The organism is Microbacterium gorillae, from assembly GCF_000826185.2.
GTDB lineage: Bacteria > Actinomycetota > Actinomycetes > Actinomycetales > Microbacteriaceae > Microbacterium > Microbacterium gorillae.
This window is the reverse complement of record NZ_LN648875.1, coordinates 470436-489112: the sequence shown is the minus strand read 5'-3', so window position 1 is coordinate 489112 and position 18677 is coordinate 470436. Positions and strand designations below refer to the sequence as shown.

Here is an 18677-nt window from a genome sequence, read left to right as displayed (position 1 = left end):
GCAGTAGCTGTCAGATCGGAAGATACTTTCCATATGGAAAGTTATGAGAGCGCGAGCCCGGCCGAACAGCTGCGCCGACTCGTGACGATCAGAGAACGCTCCGATGTGCTGCGGCCCGTCCGCACGTACTGGTTCCTGCTGCTGGGCTTGGCTGTCGCGACGGCCGCGTACTTCGGTGTCTGGCTCACCCTGGCGGGCACCGCCGTGAGCATGGCCATGATCATCGTTCCCTTCCTGCTGCTGATGGGCCTGGTGGAGGGAGCACGCGACCGATTCGGCGTCCGCACGCGCCGCCGCCCCGTGGGGTGGGTGCTCTACGGCATCGGCGGGGTGCTCACGATCGGTCTCGGGGTGTTGAAGATCCAGTCGGTCGACTACCCGTCGTGGCTGAATGTGGTCGGGCCGATCCTGGTCTTCGTCGCGTTGGCGATCGTGCCACTGCGGGGCCTGTGGGCGACCCGCGGCGAGCGACGATCGACGTGGCCGGTCGTGGAACTGAGCCGGCCCGTCCGGGTCTCGACGATGCTGATCGGTCTCGCGATCGGCGGAGTCATCGCGATCGATGCCGCCTCGCCTGTCGGCGCGTCGGTGGCCCTGCTGCCGCTGCTGCTGACCCTCGTCCTGATCTGCGCGTACACCTCGCCGATCGGCATGCGACGGGTCGGATACGCGTGGGGCGGACGGCAGTGGTCCGCGTTCGGGTGCGTCGTCGTCGTGGCCTTCGTCGCCGCGATCCTCGGCCAGGCCACCGCCTGGTTCCGTGGGCCGGTCGCGATCGTCGTGGGCGTGCTCACGGTCATCGTGATGACGGTCGTCGCCTGGGCTCCCGGAACCACGGCGGCGGGTGATGATGGCGCACCCGCGGCACGGGCTTGATCCCGCTCTGCAGACACCGGTCCGCTTCTCCCTGCTGGCGGCGCTCGGGACGGATCGGGAACTCGACTTCGCTACGCTCCGCGACTTCCTGGAGACGGACGACTCATCGGTCAGCAAGGCCGTGACCGCCCTGGAGTCGGCCGGCTACGTCGCGGTGACGAAGGGGTACGTGGGCAACCGGCCGCGGACGTGGGTGCGTGCCACCGCGGCGGGTCGGCGCGCGTTCGCCGCACACGTCACCGCCCTCCAGGCGATCGCCGCCGCCGCCGTCGCCGATTAGCTCGGCGTCAGTTCTCTCGCAATGTGACGCGCGCCGGTCATCGGAAGGCCCGGCCGATGCTCGCGCCGAGCTGCGTCAGCTGCATCCAGATCGCGAAGCGGTGCAGCGGGCGCATGAGGAACCCGCGGATCGGGCGGCGTCGCCGGGTGGACGGAAGCTCCCACGCGGAGGACAGATGCACCTGTGTGCCGCCGGCGGCGGGTTCCAGTTCGGCTCGCACGAGTCGCGCGTTCGTCTGCGCGGCGTCCGGAAAGGTGAAGCGCCAGGCGATCGCGTGACCGGGGTCAAGCGAGACCAGCTCGACCTGTTGCGAACGAAGGTGGGGTCGGACGGACAGGGCTTTGCCATCCGGGGCCGTCGTTCGGCTGCGGGCAGACCAGACGTCGCCCGCGCGCGGGTGCTCGGGCGCATCCATCACCGCCTCGACGTTCAATTCCCACTCGGACATCCGCGCCGGATCTGCCAGCAGGTTCCACACGTTCTCCGGCGGCGCGGGCACGAACTGTTCCGACCGGCCGGAGATGTCACCGGTCCACGTCGCGGCCGATGTGCGGTGACTCGGGTGACGCTCCTCCAGATCCAGGCGTTCCGTGATCGCGTCCGCCGTCACCTGCAGCCGCGCGAGCACGGCCTCGATGAGACCGCTGGGCTCGCCCAGCAGGGCGCGCAGCGCGGCGACCGCGTCCGTGCGTTCGCCGTCGGCACCGACGCGCTTGAGCAGGCGCAGCGCGCGATCGCTCCACTTGTAATCGCCGGTCTCGTGGAACCGGATCGCCCCAGCGTCCGCGGTCGGGGCCCGGACGCCCAGTGAGTCGAGGCCGTCCGCGTGCTCGTCGGCGACCGCGCGCCGCACCGCATCCAGCGTGACGCCGAGGCTGCGCAGTACGGACCCGGCCGTACCCCCGTCGACGGTCAGGGCGAGCAGAAGGTGATCGAGGTCGGCCGTCCGGGAATCGACGCGCGAGGCTTCCTCCATCGCGGCGATCGACAGGACGTGCGTCGTGGCGGCGGCTTCGGTGATCCGGCTCATGTGTGCCTCCTCGGGACCGGGATGGTCTGGTCGACCTTCTTCGCGTACTTCTTGTGCACCGCCTGGCGGGTGACTCCCAGAGCATCGGCGATCTCACTCCAGCTCATGCCCGCGCGCAGCGCCGCTTCGACCTGAGCGAGCTCCAGCCGATCGGCGAGGACGCGCAACGAGGACACCGCGCGCAGCCCGGCACGGGGGTTCCGCGTGTCGGCGGCGATTTCAGCAACCGTGGTTGACGTCATGGTGTCAACCTAAGTTGCGCGCGCGCGAATGTCAACCACGGTTGCTCAGTGAGAACGCCTCAGCTCGGATCGGACAGCGCCCGTCGCGCGAGCAGGGTGACGAGAGCTGCGGCGGCGAGCACAGCCGTGCCGACGAGTCCGGCGACGGCGTAGCCCGGGCCGACGACGACCTGCCCCCCGATCGCGGAACCGACGGCGATCCCGATGTTGCAGGTGACGTTGATCCAGGCACCGGCCATCTCCGGGTTGGCGCGGCCGACGCGGACGAGGCTGTTCTGGTAGGTCGAGTTCACCGGACCCCAGACAGCGGTCCACAGCAGAGCGACGAGGACGACGGGCCAGAGCGCGGGGAAGACGAGCGCCAGTATGACCTGCGTGGCCGCGATGGCGGCGGGCACGCCGAGCATCCAGCCGTAGGGGTGCCGGTCCAATCGCGGCGCCGCCACCCGGATGCCGATCAGTCCGGAGAGGCCCAGCGCCACCAGAACGACGGCGAGCACGTCCCGCGGCAGCCCGGCGGCGAGCAGCATCGGGCTGACGTAGCTGTACAGCGTGTAATAGCCGAGGAAGGCTGCGCCGGCGAGCCCCGCGATCAGGAGCATTCGCCCCCCGCCCGGAACCAGCGTGCGTCCGGCCTCCGCGTCGTGGCCGACCGGCGGCAGGAATCGCCACGCGGCGATCACCGAGCCGGTCGTGAGCACAGCGAGCACGACGAAGGTCCCGCGCCAGCCGACGAGGTCACCGAGCGCAGCCCCCGCCGGGACGCCGACGATCAGTCCGGCTGAGGTTCCGGTCGCCACGAACGCCATCGCGCGTCCGGTCTGCCCGGGTGGGGCGATGCGCGCCGCGTACCCGATGCAGAGCGCGAAGAACAGCGCGTGTCCGACGCCCGCGAGAGCACGAGCGGCGACGAGCATCTCGAAGCCCACCGCGGCTGCGGCGAGCACGTTGGACCCGGCGAACACGGCGAGGGTGGCGAGCAGGACCGCCTTGCGCGGAGCTCGTCGGGTGAGGCGGGTCAGCGGGACCGCCGTGACCGCGACGAGCACCGCGTACAGCCCGATCAGGAGTCCGGCCGCAGCCTCGTCGACCCCGAACGCGCGCACGACTTCGGGCACGAGCCCGATCGGCAGGACCTCGGTGAGGATGACGCTGAACACCGCCACCGCGAGCACGGTCAGCCCCGCCCACGGGCGTGCGACAGGTTCGTTCATCGGGTACTCCGGTTGTGCAGGATCGGCGCGATTGAGCAGGAACGGATCACTGCTGAGCCCGATGTTTCCGGGCCAGAGCGTCCTGCGCAACTAATGAACTTCCTGCGGAACCCGGGGGCTCCTGCAGAACCGGGGGCTCCTGCAGAACCCGGGAGAGGGGGTCAGCCGGCGTGGCGCTCCAGGAAGGAGTAGACCTCGCCGTCGTCGACACCGGGGAAGGCGCCGCGGGGGAGCGGGGAGAACATGTGCGTGTGCACGCGGGCGCTCGGCCACGCCTTGCCCTTCCACTTCGTGGTGAGATCCGACGGGGCGCGACGGCAGCAGGACTCCTCCGGGCAGGTCGAGGTCGCGCGGTTCTGCGTCTCCCGACCGCGGAACCAGCGGGCGTCATCGAAGGGCACGCCGACGGTGATGGAGAACTCGCCCGCGTCGGTGGCGCCGGTCTGGGTGGAGCACCAGAACGTTCCCGCCGGAGTGTCGGTGTACTGGTAGTGCTCGGTGGTGCGGTTCTGCTGATCGAACGCCTTGCGCGCGGAGAACTTCCGGCACGCCAGCTGCCCTTCGATGGACCCCGTGACATCCTCAGGCAGGGGCAGCCCGTCGTTCTCGAAGACGCGGGAGATGGCACCGTCCGCGTCCACACGCAGGAAGTGCAGACGGGTGTCCAGGTGGGTCGTCATCAGGTTGGTCATCCGCATGCCGGCGGCCTCGTGCGTCACACCGAACGCATCCCGGAAGTCCTCGACCGCGAGGTTGCGCTCCTTCTTCGCGTTCTGCAGGAACGCGACGCCGGCTCCTCGAGGGATGAGGCAGCACGCGGCGTAGTAGTTGATCTCCAGGCGCTGCTGGAGGAAGTCCGCGTAGTCGGTCGGAACCGTGTGGCCGAGCAGTCGATGCGCCATCGCCTGCAGAGCCATGGACCTCAGGCCATGGCCGCCGGGGATCGACGCCGGCGGCAGGTAGATGCGTCCGTTCTCCAGATCGGTCACGGAGCGGGCGGAGTGGGGGAGGTCACCCGCGTAGATCAGTTCGAAGCCCAACTGCTCGGCCATGATGCTCACGGTCCGGTGCGAGAGCGCGCCGGAGGTGTGTCCGGCCGCCTTGAGCTGCTGCTCGGCCAGGGTCTCGATGTCGGGCAGGTAGTTATCGAGCGCGCGCATCTTCAGGCGAAGCTCGGTGTTCGCGCGCCGCGCCTCCTCCGGCGTCGCGATCGCCTCGCTCTCGCGCCGCTGCAGCTCGCGGTGCAGTCCGAGGATCGCCTCGATGGTCTCGTCGGACATCGCTTTGGTGACGCGGACGGCGGGAACGCCGAGTTGGCGGAACACCGCCGAGGTCTGCACGCGCTCCAGTTCGATCTCCAGAGCGGCCCGGTGGTTCGGCGGCTCACCGGAGATGAGATCGGTGACGTCCGTGCCCGTCGCCTGGGCGATCGCCTGCAGGAGCGAGAGCTTCGGTTCCCGCTTGCCGTTCTCGATCAGGCTGAGCTGGCTGCCGGCGACGCCGACCTTCGCGCCGAGCTCGTCCAGCGTGAAACCGCGGTCGAGGCGATGGTGACGGATGCGGTGTCCGAGGGTTGCGAGTTCGATGCCGGTGGCCATGTCCTTGATCATAGGGAAAGATTCGCTGTTCTTTCCACCCCAGATGGCCGAAAGGGTGAGGAAAGGACGCGCAAACTTGAGCACAAGGTCACTCGGAGCACATCAAGGAGATGACATGGCCCTCGCCGAATCGTTCGCTGCCCACCCCAACCGCGCGGAGGCACCTCTTTCGCCCGCCCGGTCGTTCGGGGCCCGGCCGGACTATCCGGGGGAGGCCATGGACGAGCTTCGCACCTGGGTGGATGAGATCGCGGCGCTGACGCAGCCCGACCGCGTCCACTGGGTGGACGGCTCGAAGGCCGAGCACGACGCGATCGTGGACCAGATGGTCGACGAGGGACGCCTGATCAAGCTCAACCCCGAGCTTCGTCCCGGTTCGTACCTCGCCCGCTCCCACCCGAGCGACGTCGCCCGCACCGAGGGGCGCACCTTCATCGCATCCGAGCGGGAGATCGACGCCGGACCCACGAACAACTGGGCGGACCCCGCCGAGATGCGCGAGAAGATGACCGGCCTGTTCGCCGGCTCGATGCGCGGGCGCACGATGTACGTCCTGCCGTTCTCGATGGGCGCCGTCGGTGGCCCGCTGAGCAAGATCGGCGTCCAGGTCACGGACTCCGCGTACGCGCTGATCTCGATCGAGGTCATGACCCGCGTCGGCGACGCCGTGCTGCGCGAGATCGCGGAGGGCCAGCCGTGGGTGCGCACCGTGCACTCGGTCGGCGCGCCGCTCGCGCCGGGCCAGGAGGATGAGGCCTGGCCGTGCAACGACGACAAGTACATCGTCCACTACCCGGAGTCGCTCGAGGTGTGGTCGTACGGTTCGGGATACGGCGGAAACGCGATCCTCGCCAAGAAGTGCTTCGCTCTGCGCATCGCCTCGGTGATCGGCCGGGACGAGGGCTGGCTCGCCGAGCACATGCTGCTGATTCGCGTCATCGACCCGAACGAGAAGGTCTACCACCTGGCCGCGGCGTTCCCGTCCGCGTGCGGCAAGACCAACCTCGCCATGCTGCGCCCGACCATTCCGGGCTGGCGCGTGGAGACCATGGGTGACGACATCGCGTGGATCCGTCCGGGCGAGGACGGTCGCCTCTGGGCCATCAACCCCGAGGCCGGCTTCTTCGGTGTCGCGCCGGGCACCGGCGAGTCGACCAACGTCACCGCGGTCGAGACGCTGTGGGGCAACACGGTGTTCACCAATGTCGCGCTCACGCCCGAGGGCGACGTGTGGTGGGAGGGGTTGACCGACGAGGCGCCCGCGCACCTGACCGACTGGCAGGGCAACGACTGGACGCCGGAGGCGGACCACCCGGCCGCGCACCCGAACTCCCGCTTCACCGTCTCGGCAGCGCAGTGCCCGCAGATCGCTCCGGACTGGGAGGACGCCGTTCCGCTGGACGCGATCCTCTTCGGCGGACGTCGCGCCACGAACGTGCCGCTGGTCGTCGAGGCGACGGACTGGACGCACGGCGTCTTCATCGGCTCGAACATCTCGTCCGAGCGCACCGCCGCCGCCGAGGGAACCGTGGGCGAACTGCGCCGCGACCCGTTCGCGATGCTGCCGTTCTGCGGCTACAACATGGCCGACTACTTCGGGCACTGGTTGCGCGTCGGTGCCGGGCTGCGGTTCGATCGTGCGCCGCGCATCTTCCAGGTCAACTGGTTCCGCCGCGGTTCGGACGGACGCTTCCTCTGGCCGGGCTTCGGTGACAACTCGCGTGTCATCGACTGGATCGTCCGCCGCCTGCAGGGTGAGGTCGGTGCACGCGTCAGCCCGATCGGCCGCCTGCCGCACCTGGAGGACCTCAACCTCGACGGCATCGAGGTGCCGCAGGAGGACCTGGAGGAGCTGTTCCACGTCGACCCGAGCACCTGGGCGCAGGAGGCAGACCTGACCGAGGCGTTCTACGACACCTTCGACGGGCGAGTTCCGACGGCGCTGACCAGCGAGCTGTCCGCCCTCCGGACTCGCCTGGCGAGCTCGGCATCATGACCCGTGGTGGTGCGTCCCCCTTGCTCCGGTGAGGACGCGCCACCACGCACGACAGGCGCGCGCCGCGTTTGGCCCTGAGAGAGCCGCGGCGCGCGCCATGTCATTTCCCGAACTCCTGTCATTTCCGGCCGTGATGTCGTCGCGGCGCGCGCCATGTCATTTCCCGAACTCCTGTCATTCCCGGTGAGCGCTGCGACACGTCTGCGACGCTGCCGCTGCGCGAGTCCGCCGTCCCTTACCGTCGAACCATGATCGGTCGACGGACGCCCCTGATTGCGGTGGCTTTCGTCGTGGCGGCCCTGGCGCTCACCGGGTGCAAGCCGAATCCGGCCACCACCGTCGCCGCGCCGAGTCCATCGATGACCCCCACGGTGACCGCCTCACCGTCGACCTCTCCCGGACCGCGCGTGGTCCGGGAGAACGAGCCGCCCGGCCCCGGCATCGTGGCCACCGGTGCGCTGACCTCGGGCGACGGCAAGACCACGGGCGAGTTCACGGTGGAGAGTTTCGGGGGCGGCAAAGCGACGCTGACCATCACGGGGTTCCGGACGTCGCATTCGTCGGCCTCCGTGCTGCTGTCGGCGTGGCCGCGCCCACACGATCCGTGCGCGGACGGCGGCAGTGAGGTGTTCAGCGAACTGCGAGCGAAGGATCAGCGCGTGATCGCGTTCGATCTGGACGCGGCGACCGACTGGACGTACTGGTCCGAGGTGGACGTGACGATCGCCGCGGATCCGAAGAACCCGGTCTCATCGAAGCAGGGCTTGGAGTGTCAGAACGTCATCGTCGCGCGCGGGGAGCTGAAATGGTCCATCTCCCCGATGCGGTGGTGGCTTGCGGCGCTGAAGGACTCGGGCCCGGGCCCGGGCGCGATGGGTGCGGTCCGGAAGGACGGCGACGGTCGGGTGACGACCTACGTCGTCGCGGCCGATGACCGCATGCCGGAGATCGCCGCCCGGTTCGGAATCGCGCGTTCCGAGCTGGAGTACCTCAACCCCACGCGCACGACGCCGGGAAGCGATGACCTCGCGATCGGACAGCTGCTCAACCTGGACCTCATGCAGCGCGGACGACAGCTGGATCCGAGCCTGCTCTGAGCCGGGATGGGGTTCCTCTGCCGGGGTCGAGGGGGTATCGCAGCTGGATCCGAGCCTGCTCTGAGCCGGGAGGGGGTCGCTCTGCCGGGCTCTGAGTCGGGCCCGATCACCGGAACCGGCGATGCGCCGCTTGCTTGCTGACGCCGAGCGCGTCGGCGATCGTGTGCCAGGAGAAGCCCTGCACGCGAGCGCGCCGCACGAGCGTCTCCTCCTCTGCCGCGAGCCGCGCCTTCTCACGCTGCAGAGCGCGCAGCGCCGAGATCGGTTCTGGCCGCTCGGGGGTTTCCGCCGCGATTCTCATCCCGCCTCCATCGTCATCATTTGTTGACGTTGACAGTCTCGTGGCGCCGCATCCGAAAGTCAAGCGATGTTGACGCTCGCGGACCCACGGCAGATCCATAGCCGACGCCGAGAAAGGCGCGCCGGACCCGGGTCTAGTCTCGTCGGCGTGACCACACTCGCCTTGCCGTTCATCGGCTCCCGGGCTCGGGTTCGACGACCGGCCCCGACCCGTCGTACCGCCTGGATCGTGGGGATGATCGCCCTCATGCTCGGGGCTGCCGTGCTGACCGGTTGGGACGTCTGGGCCGGCAGTCCGTCGGCGTACTACGCGTCCATCGCGATGTCGATGAGTGAGTCGTGGTCGAACTTCCTGTTCGGGTCGATGGACCCCGCCGGCACGGTGACGCTCGACAAGATCCCGGGCTCGTTCTGGATCCCGGCCCTGTTCGTGAAGGTGTTCGGCTACTCCGCCTGGGCGGTGATCATCCCGAACGCTCTCGCCGCCGTCGGTGCGGTCGGGCTGACGGCGGTGGCCGTCCGCCGGGTCGCGGGTGTCACCGGCGCCCTCCTGGCCGGGGCGGTCGTCGCGACCACGCCGATTCTCGTCGCCGTGGCCCGATCGAACCAGCCGGAGATGTTCTTCGTCCTCGCGCTCGCCGCGGCGCTCTGGGCGTCGATGCGCGCGCTGCAGGCGCGAAGTCTCGGCTGGCTGACGCTCGCGGGGGTGTTCATCGGTGCCGCTTTCCAGTGCTACATGCTGGAGGCGTGGGCGGCGTGGCCGGCGCTGGCGACCGCGTACCTGCTCACGAAGCAGTCCTGGTGGCGCCGCATCCGGCATCTGCTGATCGCCGGCACGGTGAGCATCGTCGCCTCCCTGTGGTGGATCGCGGTCGTCTCGCTCGTGCCCGCGGGTTCGCGTCCCTACATCGGCAGCACCCTGACGAACTCGCCGTGGGAGATGGTGTTCGGCTACAACGGGCTGGGCCGCTTCGGCTCCTCCACCGCCGACACGTCCGCCTATCGCTCCTTCACGCCGCCGTTCTCCGGGGGACCCGGAGTGAATCGACTGTTCAACGACGACCTGGCCGGCCAGATCGCCTGGCTCATCCCCGTGGCCGTCGTCGCGATCGTGCTGCTGTGGGTGCTTCGCGTCCCGCGGACGGTCGCCCTGCTGGTGACCGTGTGGTTCGCGACCTACGCCGTGATGTTCTCGGTCGTGGCGGGGATGCACCAGTTCTACACGGCGTCGCTCGCGATACCGATCGCCGCGGCGATCGGTATCGCGGTGGGCCGGGCGCTGCGGGCGCGTCGCGTCGTGCCGATCGTCGTGATGCTGGTCATCGGGGCCCTGACGGCCGTTCTGATCGGTGTGCACTACGGGTCGTACAGCGTGTGGGCTGCCCTGATCCAGACGGTCCTCGCGGCCGGCGCCATCGCCCTGGTGCTGACCGAACGCGCGCATGGTCTCCGCGCGGTGACCGCCATCGTCACGATGGCCGCACTCCTGTTCACCCCGACGGTGTGGTCGGCGGTGACGGTGCTCCATCCGAATTCCACGAACCCCGTCGCCGGCGGCTCGCTTGATCTCGGACAATCCACCCCGTCCTTCGCCGGGGGTGCGGGATTTCCGGGTGGGGGCACCGCCGCCGGCTTCAGCAAGGCGGGTCCCGGGTCCGGCAACGGCGGAGCGTTCGGTGGCGGAGGCGGCGGCCCCCGCGGCGGTTTCAGCGGGGCGAACCGTTCCGGTGGCTCGCAGCGAGGCACCGGTCTGGGAGCCGCCGGGGCCCCGGGGGTGACCGGCACCGGGGTGCCGGAGGTCGGCAGCCTCGCCCAGCGGACAGCCGTCTGGCTCGAGGAGCATCGCGGCCACGCCACCTACATCGCCGCCGCATTCGGCGCGCAGTCGGCGGCGGAGTACATCCTGGCCAGCAACGGCGAGTCGGTGCTGCCGATCGGCGGCTTCAGTGCCCGCGACCCGATCCCGACCCTGGCCGGGTTCATCAAGCTCGTCTCCAGCGGTGAGCTGCGCTACGTTCTGACGTCGAGCATGGTCCTCGGACCCACGAACGCCGCGGGCACCGGTGACACCACGGACCCGGTCAGCGAGATCCATGCGTGGGTCGAGGCGAACTGCACCGCCGTCACGGATGCTCCCTCGAGCGCGCTGATGGACTGCGCCGCCGCCGGTTGATGGACTGCGCCGCGGCGCGCTGATGGACTGTGCCGCGGTCAGCCAACGAAGAAATGCAGAATCGCCCGGGTCCTGGGGACCCGGGCGATTGTGCATTCGTCGTCAGGCGAGGTTGTCCTCGTATTCGACGTCCTTGGTCTCCTTGGACAGGAGCAGCGCGATGAGGGTGAGCACGCCCATCACGGACAGGTAGATGCCGACGAGCCACGGGTTGCCCCCGGCGGCGGACCACAGCGCGACGGCGATGAACGGGGCGACGGCCGCACCGAGGATCGATGAGACGTTGTAGGAGATCGCCGAGCCGGTGTAGCGGACGTTGGTCGGGAACAGCTCCGGCAGGACGGCACCCATCGGTCCGAAGGTCGACCCCATCAGCATGAAGCCGAAGATCAGGAAGGCCTGCACCAGAGCGCCGGTGAACTTCGGGTCCGCGTGTGGCAGCAGGAACACGGAGAACAGCAGGCCGAACACGATGATGCCCACCGTCACCCAGATGAGCAGGCGTCGCCGGCCGATCGCGTCGGCGACGGGGCCGGAGAGCAGCGTGAAGATACCGAAGAAGATCACGCCGATGATCTGCATGAGCACGAAGTCCGTGTAGCCGAAGCCCAGGCCGGGCACCTTGGCGTCTGCGGGGGCGGTGCCGTAGGACAGGGTGAACGTCGTCATCAGGTAGAACAGCACGTACGTCGCCAGCATGATGAAGGTGCCGAGGATCAGCTGCTTCCAGTACCGGCGGAACACCTGACCGAGCGGGAACTTCTTGATGGCCCCGCTCTTCTCGGCCTTCTCGAACGTCTTCGACTCGACGAGCTTCAGACGCACCCAGAGGCCGATGATGACCATGACGGCGCTGAACAGGAACGGCACGCGCCAGCCCCAGGCGAGGAACTCCTCGGAGCGCTGCGCCGTGCCGTCCGGGTGCGGCAGGGCGAAGTTGATGAACAGGAACACGCCGTTGGCGATGATGAAGCCGATCGGCGCGCCCAGCTGCGGGAACGTGCCGTACCAGGCGCGCTTGCCCTTGGGGGCGTTCTCCGTCGCGACCAGTGCGGCACCGGACCACTCGCCGCCGAGCGCGAAGCCCTGCGCGAGGCGGAGGATCAGCAGAAACAGGGCGGCGACCCAGCCGATGGACGCGTACGTCGGGAGGCAGCCGATCAGGAAGGTCGCGACACCCATGGTCAGCAGGGAGGCGACGAGGGTCGCCTTGCGGCCGAAGCGGTCACCGAAATGTCCGAAGACGACGGCGCCGATGGGGCGGGCGACCATCGCCGCACCGAACACGGCGAAGCTCGCCAGCAGTCCGGTCGTGGCATCCGCCTGCGGGAAGAAGAGGGTCGGGAACACCAGCACCGCGGCGGTGGCGTACGCGTAGAAGTCGTAGAACTCGATGGTGGTGCCGATGAGGCTCGCCGTGATCACGCGGGCGCGCGAGTTGACGGGAGCAGCGGCCGTTGCAGCTGTGGAAGTCATGTCTCTCTAAGAACGTCAGGTCATGGGCGGTGAGAAGCACGACCAGGACGCGGGGTGGCGCGGCCCGGCGGCTCGCCAGTGCGTCACCCGTGCGCCGGTGTGGTTCCCGGCGGTTCGCTCAGTGTACTCCCAGCTTTCTTCGCTGCCGGGTCCTGTGGAGAGAATGCCGCGCGGCTACGGGGTTCAGTGCGTCGAGCCGTGCAGCAGCGTGTCGTCGATGATGTGACCCATCCGCGCGCGCTTCGTCTCGAGGTAGCCGGTGTTGTTCGGGCCGACCCCGACGACGAGCGGCACCTGCTCCGCGACGTGGACGCCGAGGTTCTCCAGCTGGGCCACTTTGTCCGTGTTGTTCGTCAGGAGACGAACGTCGGTGATGCCGAGGTCGCGGAGGATCGCGGCCGCCGCAGAGTAGTCGCGGGCGTCGGCGGGCAGGCCGAGAGCGAGGTTCGCATCCAGGGTGTCCAGGCCCTGCTCCTGCAGCGCGTACGCGCGGAGCTTGTTCAACAGGCCGATGCCGCGCCCCTCCTGCCCGCGCATGTAGATGACCACGCCGCCGGTGCGGGAGATCTCGTCCAGCGCGGCGTCCAGTTGGGGGCCGCACTCGCACTTCTCGGAACCGAACGCCTCACCGGTCAGACACTCCGAGTGGACGCGGACCAGCGCGGTGGAGCCGGGCTCGCCGGAGACGATCGCCAGGTGCTCGGTGTCCGCGACGTCGTCGTGATACGCCAGGAAGCGGAAGGTGCCGTGCACGGTCGGCACGGTGGCCTCGGCGGCGAGGGTGACGGACGTTGTGGTGGTCATCGGAGACTTCTTTCCCGAGAGGGTGGCCGGATCCGGCGGGTGCGGTACCCGGCCGTGCAGCAGCACATCGGCGCCGAGAGTGGTGAGCGTGGCGTCCTCCAGCCGGAGGGCGTCCGTGATCGAGGCTACGCCGACATCGCCGATCGCGAGCCGACGCCCGCCGAGCAGAACGGGGGCCGTGTAGACGAGGACGTCGTCGACGAGTCCGGCGGCGAGGAACGCGCTGGCCAGCGTGGGGCCGCCCTCGACGAACACGGAGTGGATGCCGTCCTGCAGCAACCGCTGCAGGATGGCGGCGAGGTCGTGTTCGCGCTCGTGCCGAAGTGCGAGCGGGTGGCGGCGGACCGCGGCGTCGGCCGGGATCTCGCGCGCGCCGATCACGACCGGCACGGGCTGGTGCTCGTGCAGGCGGTCGCCGTCGCGAGCGGTCAGAGCGGGGTCGTCGGCGAGCAGCGTCCCGGTGCCGACCACGATGGCATCATGGGCCGCGCGGCGACGGTGCACGTCCGCGCGGGCCTCCGATCCGGTGATCCACTGGCTGGAGCCGTCGTCTGCGGCGGCCCGGCCGTCCAGACTCTGCGCCCACTTCACGGTGACGTGCGGCCGTCCCAGCGCGCTCGTGATCAGCCACGAGCCGATCAGGTGCTGCGCCGCCTCGGCCTCGACGCCGGACTCCACGACCACCCCGGCAGCGCGCAGGTGAGCGGCCCCGCCACCGGAGACCGCCCCGGGGTCGGAGACGGCGTAGACCACCCGCGACACTCCCGCTGCGATCAGTGCTTCGGCGCACGGCCCGGTGCGTCCGGTGTGGTTGCAGGGCTCCAGGGTGACCACGGCGGTCGCGCCGTGAGTCTGCTCCGCGGTCAGCTTGGACAGCGCATCGACCTCGGCGTGCGCTGTGCCGGACCCGCGGTGCCAGCCCTCCGCGAGGAGGCCCCCGTCGGCCGCCAGGATGACGGCGCCGACCTGAGGGTTCACGCCCCGCGGACCGCGCCCGGCCAGCTCGAGGGCGCGCGTCATGGCGCGTCGTTCGGCATCGGTGACCGGCATGCGAATCCTTCGTCGTGGGGCCCAGCTGAGTGTATGCAACGCCACCGACGGCAGATCATTCCCGGTCGATTCCTCCCGGCGATCTCAGACGGTCTCGACCAGAGCCCGGGCGGTCGCCTCGTCGACGACGAGGTCCGTGACCAGGCGCGCTCTGATCGCCCCGCGCAGGGCGGGAAGCTTCGCCGGGCCGGCGACGATGCACACCCGTCGCGGCACTCGGCGCAGAACGGCGTGGTCCGGACCTGTCGCGCGACGGTTCAGCGCGATGCCGTCGCTGGACCCGTCCGCGCGGAAGAAGACCGTCGCCACGTCTCCGACGACGCCGTCCGCGGTCAGCTGGGCGTAGTCGTCCGCGTCGAGGAATCCGCCGTGGTGCACGTGGCTCGGAACCTCCGCGAACGGTGAACCGATGCTGAACAGCGCGACATCGAGCCGTCCCTGCAGGTCGAGCAGGCGCGCGATCCCGCGCTCGCGCCAGAAGGCCGTGCGGGTGTCCGGGTCATCGAAGAAGGCCGGAACGGGGAACTGGTGCACGGCGGCGTCGTACGCGTCGCCGAAGCGACGGAGGAGGTCGCTGGCGTAGCCGATGCCGGAGGAACTCATGTTGCCCGTGCCGTTGAGCTGGACGAACTCGGTGTCGTGCGTGGGGTGGGGCACGAGGTGCCGGGCGACCGCCGTCATCGTCGAGCCCCAGGCCAGCCCGACCTTCTGGTTTGAGGTGATGTACGTGCTGAGCAGCCGTGCGGCGGTGAGCGCCACGCGCTCCAATCGCTCGACGTCGCCGACCGCGGCGGGCACCGGCACGATGTGCGGCGTCAGCGCGAACCGCCGGCTGACTTCATGCGTGAGAGCGGCCGCCTCCGATTCGGGCGTGCGCACCGTGATCTGCACGAGTCCGGACTCCCGAGCGTGGCTGAGAAGGCGAGACACCGAGGAGCGGGAGGTGCGCAGCTCACGCGCGATGGCCTCCATCGTGAGGTCCTGGATGTAGTACAGCTGTGCCGCCCGTTGCGCGTCGCGTGCACGCGGGGAACGGGAATCGCCGACCGTCGCCTGCCCGCGCTGTGCCACGTCGTGTCCTTCCTGCACATATGTGCGATCGGGTTGAAAGAACGTTCATCCCTGTCCACGATGATTGTAGGTGCCGTGCAGGCGGCGCGCAGAAGGGTGGGACGAGGATGGCTCCGGGGACGGGCGAAGCGACGGGCGTGATCGATGAGCGCGCGGAGGTGTCGGCGCTGCGGGCGGAACCGCACAGCGCCGTGCTCATCATCGGCGGCGGCATCAACGGTGCTGCGACATTCCGGGACCTCGCCATGCAGGGTGTCACCGTCACCCTGATCGAGCGGGACGACTTCGTGGCCGGAGCGTCCAGCGCGTCCAGCCACATGATCCACGGCGGCATCCGCTACCTCGAGAACGGCGAGTTCCGGCTCGTGAAGGAGTCCGTCGTGGAGCGGAACCGGTTGCTGCGCACCGCGCCGCACTACGTCCGTCCGCTGCGGACGACGATCCCGATCTTCTCGACGTTCTCCGGCATCGTCTCCGCGCCGCTGCGCTTCCTCCGCCACGGCGGAGGCAAGCACGTCGAGCGCGGCGCCGCGCTGATCCGCGTCGGCCTGGTCATCTACGACTTCTTCTCCCGCGATGGCGGGAGCGTGCCCCGGCACGCGTTCCACGGCCGCCGCGCGTCCCTGGCCGAGCTGCCCGAGCTGAATCCCGATGTGAAGTACACCGCGACCTACTACGACGCCAGCATGCACGACCCGGAGCGCCTCGCGCTTGACGTCCTGCACGACGGCCTCGGCCAGGGACCGCGTGCCCGCGCCGTCAATTACGTCGCCGCGGTGGGCATGGACGCGGACGGCGTTCGCGTGCGGGACGAGCGCACCGGGGCGGAGTTCTCCCTGTCCGCCGAGGTGGTCGTGAACACCACGGGGCCGTGGACCGACCTGACCAACCGCGCGCTGGGGCGCCAGACCGCCTACATGGGCGGCACGAAGGGCTCGCACATCGTCCTGGACGATCCGGCGCTGCTGGCGGCCACGGGCGGACGGGAGATCTTCTTCGAGCACTCGGACGGGCGCATCGTGCTGGTCTACCCGCTCAAGGGCCGGGTCATGGTCGGCACCACCGACCTCGAGCACGATATGGCCGAGCCCATCCGTTGCACCGAGGCGGAGGTGGACTACTTCTTCGACCTCGTCGGTCACGTCTTCCCCGAGGTTCCGCTGCGCCGGGAGCAGATCGTGTACCGCTTCGCCGGGGTCCGCCCACTGCCGCGCCACGACGACACTCAGCCGGGGTTCGTCTCCCGCGACTACCGCATCGAGCGCACCGGTGTCGCCGAGCGTCCCGGCACCACCCTGTTCAGCCTCGTCGGGGGCAAGTGGACCACGTTCCGTGCGCTCGGCGAGCACCTCGCGAACGACGTCCTCGCCGAACTCGGGGTGCCCCGCCGTCGCTCCACGGCACGGGTCGCGATCGGCGGCGGGTACGGCTATCCGACCGATCCCGCGTCCCGCGCGCAGTGGGTCCGCACGCATCGTGGCGCCGTCGATCCCCAGCGGGCCGACGTGCTGCTGGAGCGCTACGGCACTCGCGCCGCCGCGATCCTCGCCGACCTGCCGACCGACGATGCACCGCTGGAGACGCTGCCGGCCTACTCCACCGGCGAGATCCGCTGGCTGGTCCGCCATGAACGCGTGGTGCGCCTCGTGGACCTCGTGCTGCGCCGGACCTCGGTCGCCTTCACCGGCGTGCTGACGGCGGCGGCGCTGGCAGAGTTCGCGGACATCGCGGCGGCGGAGCTCGGCTGGAACTCGTCGGAACGGGACGCGGAGCTCGAGCACGCGACGACGTTCCTGGCCGACGCGCACCGCGTCGCGCTCGCCCAGACCGTGGCGCGGTAGCGTCGAGCCGGAACCGACGACAGACAACGGAGCACGCGGATGGCATCACACGTCCTCGCCATCGATCAGGGCACGACCTCGTCGCGGGCGATCATCTTCGACCACGCCGGCACCATCGTCTCGGTGGGGCAGCTCGAGCACGAGCAGATCTTCCCCAAACCCGGGTGGGTCGAGCACGATCCGGCGCAGATCTGGCGGAACGTTCGGGAGGCGATCGGACAAGCGCTGTCCAAAGCGAACCTCACCCGCCATGACATCGCCGCGGTCGGCATCACGAACCAGCGGGAGACCGCGGTGGTGTGGGATCGGACCACGGGCGAGCCGGTGTACAACGCCATCGTCTGGCAGGACACCCGGACCCAGCCGATCGTGGACCGGCTCGCCGCGGACGGCGGCACGGACCGCTACGCGAAGCGCGTCGGCCTGCCGCTGGCGACCTACTTCTCCGGCACCAAGATCGTCTGGATCCTGGAGAACGTGGCGGGGGCGCGCGAGCGCGCCGAGGCCGGTGACCTGCTGTTCGGCACGACCGACACCTGGGTCCTGTGGAATCTCACGGGCGGTGCGCACGGGGGCGTTCACGCCACGGATGTGACGAACGCGTCCCGCACCCTGTTCATGGACCTGCGCACGCTCGCGTGGGACGACCAGATCCTCGCGGACTTCGGAGTGCCGCGCTCGATGCTGCCGGAGATCCGGTCCTCGTCGGAGGTCTACGGCCGCGCGGAAGCGCACAGCCTGCTGCGCGAGACGCCGATCGCGGGCATCCTCGGCGACCAGCAGGCGGCCACGTTCGGGCAGGCCGCGTTCGAGGCCGGGGAAGCCAAGAACACCTACGGCACCGGCAACTTCCTGATCTTCAACACGGGTGAGGAGATCGTCCACTCCGGAAACGGCCTGCTCACGACGGTCGGCTACAAGCTGGGCGATCAGCCCGCGCATTACGCGCTGGAGGGGTCGATCGCGGTCACCGGTTCGCTGGTGCAGTGGCTGCGGGACAACCTCGGCATCATCCGGAACGCGGCCGAGGTGCAGGAACTCGCCGATCGCGTCGCCGACAACGGCGGGGCCTACGTCGTGCCCGCGTTCTCCGGGCTGTTCGCGCCGTACTGGCGACCCGACGCGCGCGGTGCGATCGTCGGGCTGACGCGCTACGTCACCAAGGAGCACATCGCCCGGGCGGCGCTGGAGTCCATCGCGTACCAGACGCGGGACGTCCTGGAAGCGGTCAACGCGGACACCGGCGTGCCGCTGGAGGAACTACGGGTGGACGGCGGCGCGACCGCGAACGGCACGCTGCTGCAGTTCCAGGCCGACATCCTGGATGTGCCCGTGGTGCGGCCGGTGGTCGCCGAGACCACCGCGCTCGGTGCCGCGTACGCCGCCGGCCTCGCGGTCGGATTCTGGTCCGGCCTGGACGAACTGCGCGCGAACTGGCAGGAGGACGCCCGCTGGGCCCCGGCGATGGACGCCGACGAGCGTGAGCGCCTGTTCCGCAACTGGCACAAGGCCGTTTCGAAGACTCTGGACTGGGTCGACGACGACGTCCGCTGACACCCCCGCGAAACACCCAAGCACGTCCGAGAAACCGCGCAACGCGGGGTGTGTCGGACGTGCCTGGGTGTTTCG

The 18677-nt window shown here is 69.7% G+C and carries 15 protein-coding genes; 7 read left to right on the top strand and 8 right to left on the bottom strand.

The genetic code is table 11. The features are described from left to right. Window positions 1–33 precede the first annotated feature (33 nt). Together BN1193_RS11825 and BN1193_RS11820 are read left to right on the top strand one after the other, a co-directional pair. Window positions 34–876 (top strand): hypothetical protein, encoded by an 843-nt coding sequence (locus tag BN1193_RS11825; RefSeq protein ID WP_040166586.1) that lies wholly within the window; start codon window positions 34–36, stop codon window positions 874–876. Beyond that, entirely contained in the window at window positions 848–1156 is a 309-nt protein-coding gene (locus tag BN1193_RS11820; RefSeq protein WP_094770464.1) for a winged helix-turn-helix domain-containing protein, read from the top strand. The genes BN1193_RS11825 and BN1193_RS11820 overlap by 29 nt, the downstream gene beginning before the upstream one ends. A gap of 37 nt (window positions 1157–1193) precedes the next feature. On the opposite strand, the gene BN1193_RS11815 is transcribed toward BN1193_RS11820, so the two are convergent. The 4 genes from BN1193_RS11815 to BN1193_RS11800 all read right to left on the bottom strand — a co-directional run bounded on the left by BN1193_RS11815 (window position 1194) and on the right by BN1193_RS11800 (window position 5240). Then, window positions 1194–2186, bottom strand: coding sequence for an SRPBCC family protein (locus BN1193_RS11815; protein ID WP_040166581.1), 993 nt, complete (start codon window positions 2184–2186; stop codon window positions 1194–1196). After that, window positions 2183–2428, bottom strand: coding sequence for a hypothetical protein (locus BN1193_RS11810; RefSeq protein ID WP_040166579.1), 246 nt, complete (start codon window positions 2426–2428; stop codon window positions 2183–2185). The genes BN1193_RS11815 and BN1193_RS11810 overlap by 4 nt, the downstream gene beginning before the upstream one ends. 59 nt (window positions 2429–2487) lie before the next feature. Beyond that, a complete protein-coding gene (locus BN1193_RS11805) occupies window positions 2488–3642 on the bottom strand; it encodes an MFS transporter (protein ID WP_040166577.1) in 1155 nt (384 codons plus the stop codon). A gap of 161 nt (window positions 3643–3803) precedes the next feature. Then, window positions 3804–5240, bottom strand: coding sequence for an XRE family transcriptional regulator (locus BN1193_RS11800; protein ID WP_040166971.1), 1437 nt, complete (start codon window positions 5238–5240; stop codon window positions 3804–3806). Window positions 5241–5355: 115 nt separating this feature from the next. Here BN1193_RS11800 and BN1193_RS11795 point away from each other — a divergent pair, with 115 nt between their 5' ends. Both BN1193_RS11795 and BN1193_RS11790 read left to right on the top strand, forming a co-directional pair. Beyond that, a complete protein-coding gene (locus BN1193_RS11795; protein WP_040166576.1) occupies window positions 5356–7236 on the top strand; it encodes a phosphoenolpyruvate carboxykinase (GTP) in 1881 nt (626 codons plus the stop codon). Between the two features lie 248 nt (window positions 7237–7484). After that, on the top strand, window positions 7485–8333 hold the full coding sequence (locus BN1193_RS11790) for a hypothetical protein (RefSeq protein WP_040166573.1): 849 nt from the start codon (window positions 7485–7487) through the stop codon (window positions 8331–8333). Between the two features lie 106 nt (window positions 8334–8439). On the opposite strand, the gene BN1193_RS11785 is transcribed toward BN1193_RS11790, so the two are convergent. After that, a complete protein-coding gene (locus BN1193_RS11785) occupies window positions 8440–8634 on the bottom strand; it encodes a hypothetical protein (RefSeq protein ID WP_052460699.1) in 195 nt (64 codons plus the stop codon). A 147-nt stretch (window positions 8635–8781) separates the two neighbouring features. On the opposite strand from BN1193_RS11785, the gene BN1193_RS11780 reads away from it, so the two are divergent. Next, window positions 8782–10806, top strand: a complete 2025-nt coding sequence (locus BN1193_RS11780; protein WP_230206490.1) for an ArnT family glycosyltransferase — start codon at window positions 8782–8784, stop codon at window positions 10804–10806. Between the two features lie 102 nt (window positions 10807–10908). On the opposite strand, the gene BN1193_RS11775 is transcribed toward BN1193_RS11780, so the two are convergent. From BN1193_RS11775 to BN1193_RS11760, 3 genes are all read right to left on the bottom strand, one after another. Beyond that, window positions 10909–12282, bottom strand: a complete 1374-nt coding sequence (locus tag BN1193_RS11775; RefSeq protein WP_040166568.1) for an MFS transporter — start codon at window positions 12280–12282, stop codon at window positions 10909–10911. Window positions 12283–12465: 183 nt separating this feature from the next. Further along, window positions 12466–14136: a bifunctional diaminohydroxyphosphoribosylaminopyrimidine deaminase/5-amino-6-(5-phosphoribosylamino)uracil reductase RibD gene (gene ribD, locus BN1193_RS18580; RefSeq protein ID WP_407662113.1), complete on the bottom strand. Its 1671-nt coding sequence runs from the start codon at window positions 14134–14136 to the stop codon at window positions 12466–12468. Window positions 14137–14220: 84 nt separating this feature from the next. Continuing rightward, a complete protein-coding gene (locus BN1193_RS11760; protein ID WP_094770484.1) occupies window positions 14221–15108 on the bottom strand; it encodes a sugar-binding transcriptional regulator in 888 nt (295 codons plus the stop codon). A 206-nt stretch (window positions 15109–15314) separates the two neighbouring features. Here BN1193_RS11760 and BN1193_RS11755 point away from each other — a divergent pair, with 206 nt between their 5' ends. Further along, window positions 15315–17048 carry a glycerol-3-phosphate dehydrogenase/oxidase gene (locus BN1193_RS11755; protein ID WP_052460698.1) on the top strand — a complete coding sequence of 578 codons (1734 nt, stop codon included), beginning with the start codon at window positions 15315–15317 and terminating at the stop codon, window positions 17046–17048. A gap of 39 nt (window positions 17049–17087) precedes the next feature. Further along, window positions 17088–18602 carry a glycerol kinase GlpK gene (glpK, locus tag BN1193_RS11750; protein ID WP_040166563.1) on the top strand — a complete coding sequence of 505 codons (1515 nt, stop codon included), beginning with the start codon at window positions 17088–17090 and terminating at the stop codon, window positions 18600–18602. The last annotated feature ends 75 nt before the right edge of the window (window positions 18603–18677 follow it).

Coding starts and splice junctions, on each gene's coding strand:
- BN1193_RS11820 (WP_094770464.1), top strand. CDS start 848: ATGATGGCGCACCCGCGGCACGGGCTTGATCCCGCTCTGCAGACACCG.
- BN1193_RS11800 (WP_040166971.1), bottom strand. CDS start 5,240: ATGGCCACCGGCATCGAACTCGCAACCCTCGGACACCGCATCCGTCAC.
- BN1193_RS11755 (WP_052460698.1), top strand. CDS start 15,315: ATGGCTCCGGGGACGGGCGAAGCGACGGGCGTGATCGATGAGCGCGCG.
- BN1193_RS11795 (WP_040166576.1), top strand. CDS start 5,356: ATGGCCCTCGCCGAATCGTTCGCTGCCCACCCCAACCGCGCGGAGGCA.
- BN1193_RS11760 (WP_094770484.1), bottom strand. CDS start 15,108: ATGGAGGCCATCGCGCGTGAGCTGCGCACCTCCCGCTCCTCGGTGTCT.
- BN1193_RS11785 (WP_052460699.1), bottom strand. CDS start 8,634: ATGAGAATCGCGGCGGAAACCCCCGAGCGGCCAGAACCGATCTCGGCG.
- BN1193_RS11775 (WP_040166568.1), bottom strand. CDS start 12,282: ATGACTTCCACAGCTGCAACGGCCGCTGCTCCCGTCAACTCGCGCGCC.
- BN1193_RS11790 (WP_040166573.1), top strand. CDS start 7,485: ATGATCGGTCGACGGACGCCCCTGATTGCGGTGGCTTTCGTCGTGGCG.
- BN1193_RS11815 (WP_040166581.1), bottom strand. CDS start 2,186: ATGAGCCGGATCACCGAAGCCGCCGCCACGACGCACGTCCTGTCGATC.
- BN1193_RS11825 (WP_040166586.1), top strand. CDS start 34: ATGGAAAGTTATGAGAGCGCGAGCCCGGCCGAACAGCTGCGCCGACTC.
- BN1193_RS11810 (WP_040166579.1), bottom strand. CDS start 2,428: ATGACGTCAACCACGGTTGCTGAAATCGCCGCCGACACGCGGAACCCC.
- ribD (WP_407662113.1), bottom strand. CDS start 14,136: ATGCCGGTCACCGATGCCGAACGACGCGCCATGACGCGCGCCCTCGAG.
- glpK (WP_040166563.1), top strand. CDS start 17,088: ATGGCATCACACGTCCTCGCCATCGATCAGGGCACGACCTCGTCGCGG.
- BN1193_RS11805 (WP_040166577.1), bottom strand. CDS start 3,642: ATGAACGAACCTGTCGCACGCCCGTGGGCGGGGCTGACCGTGCTCGCG.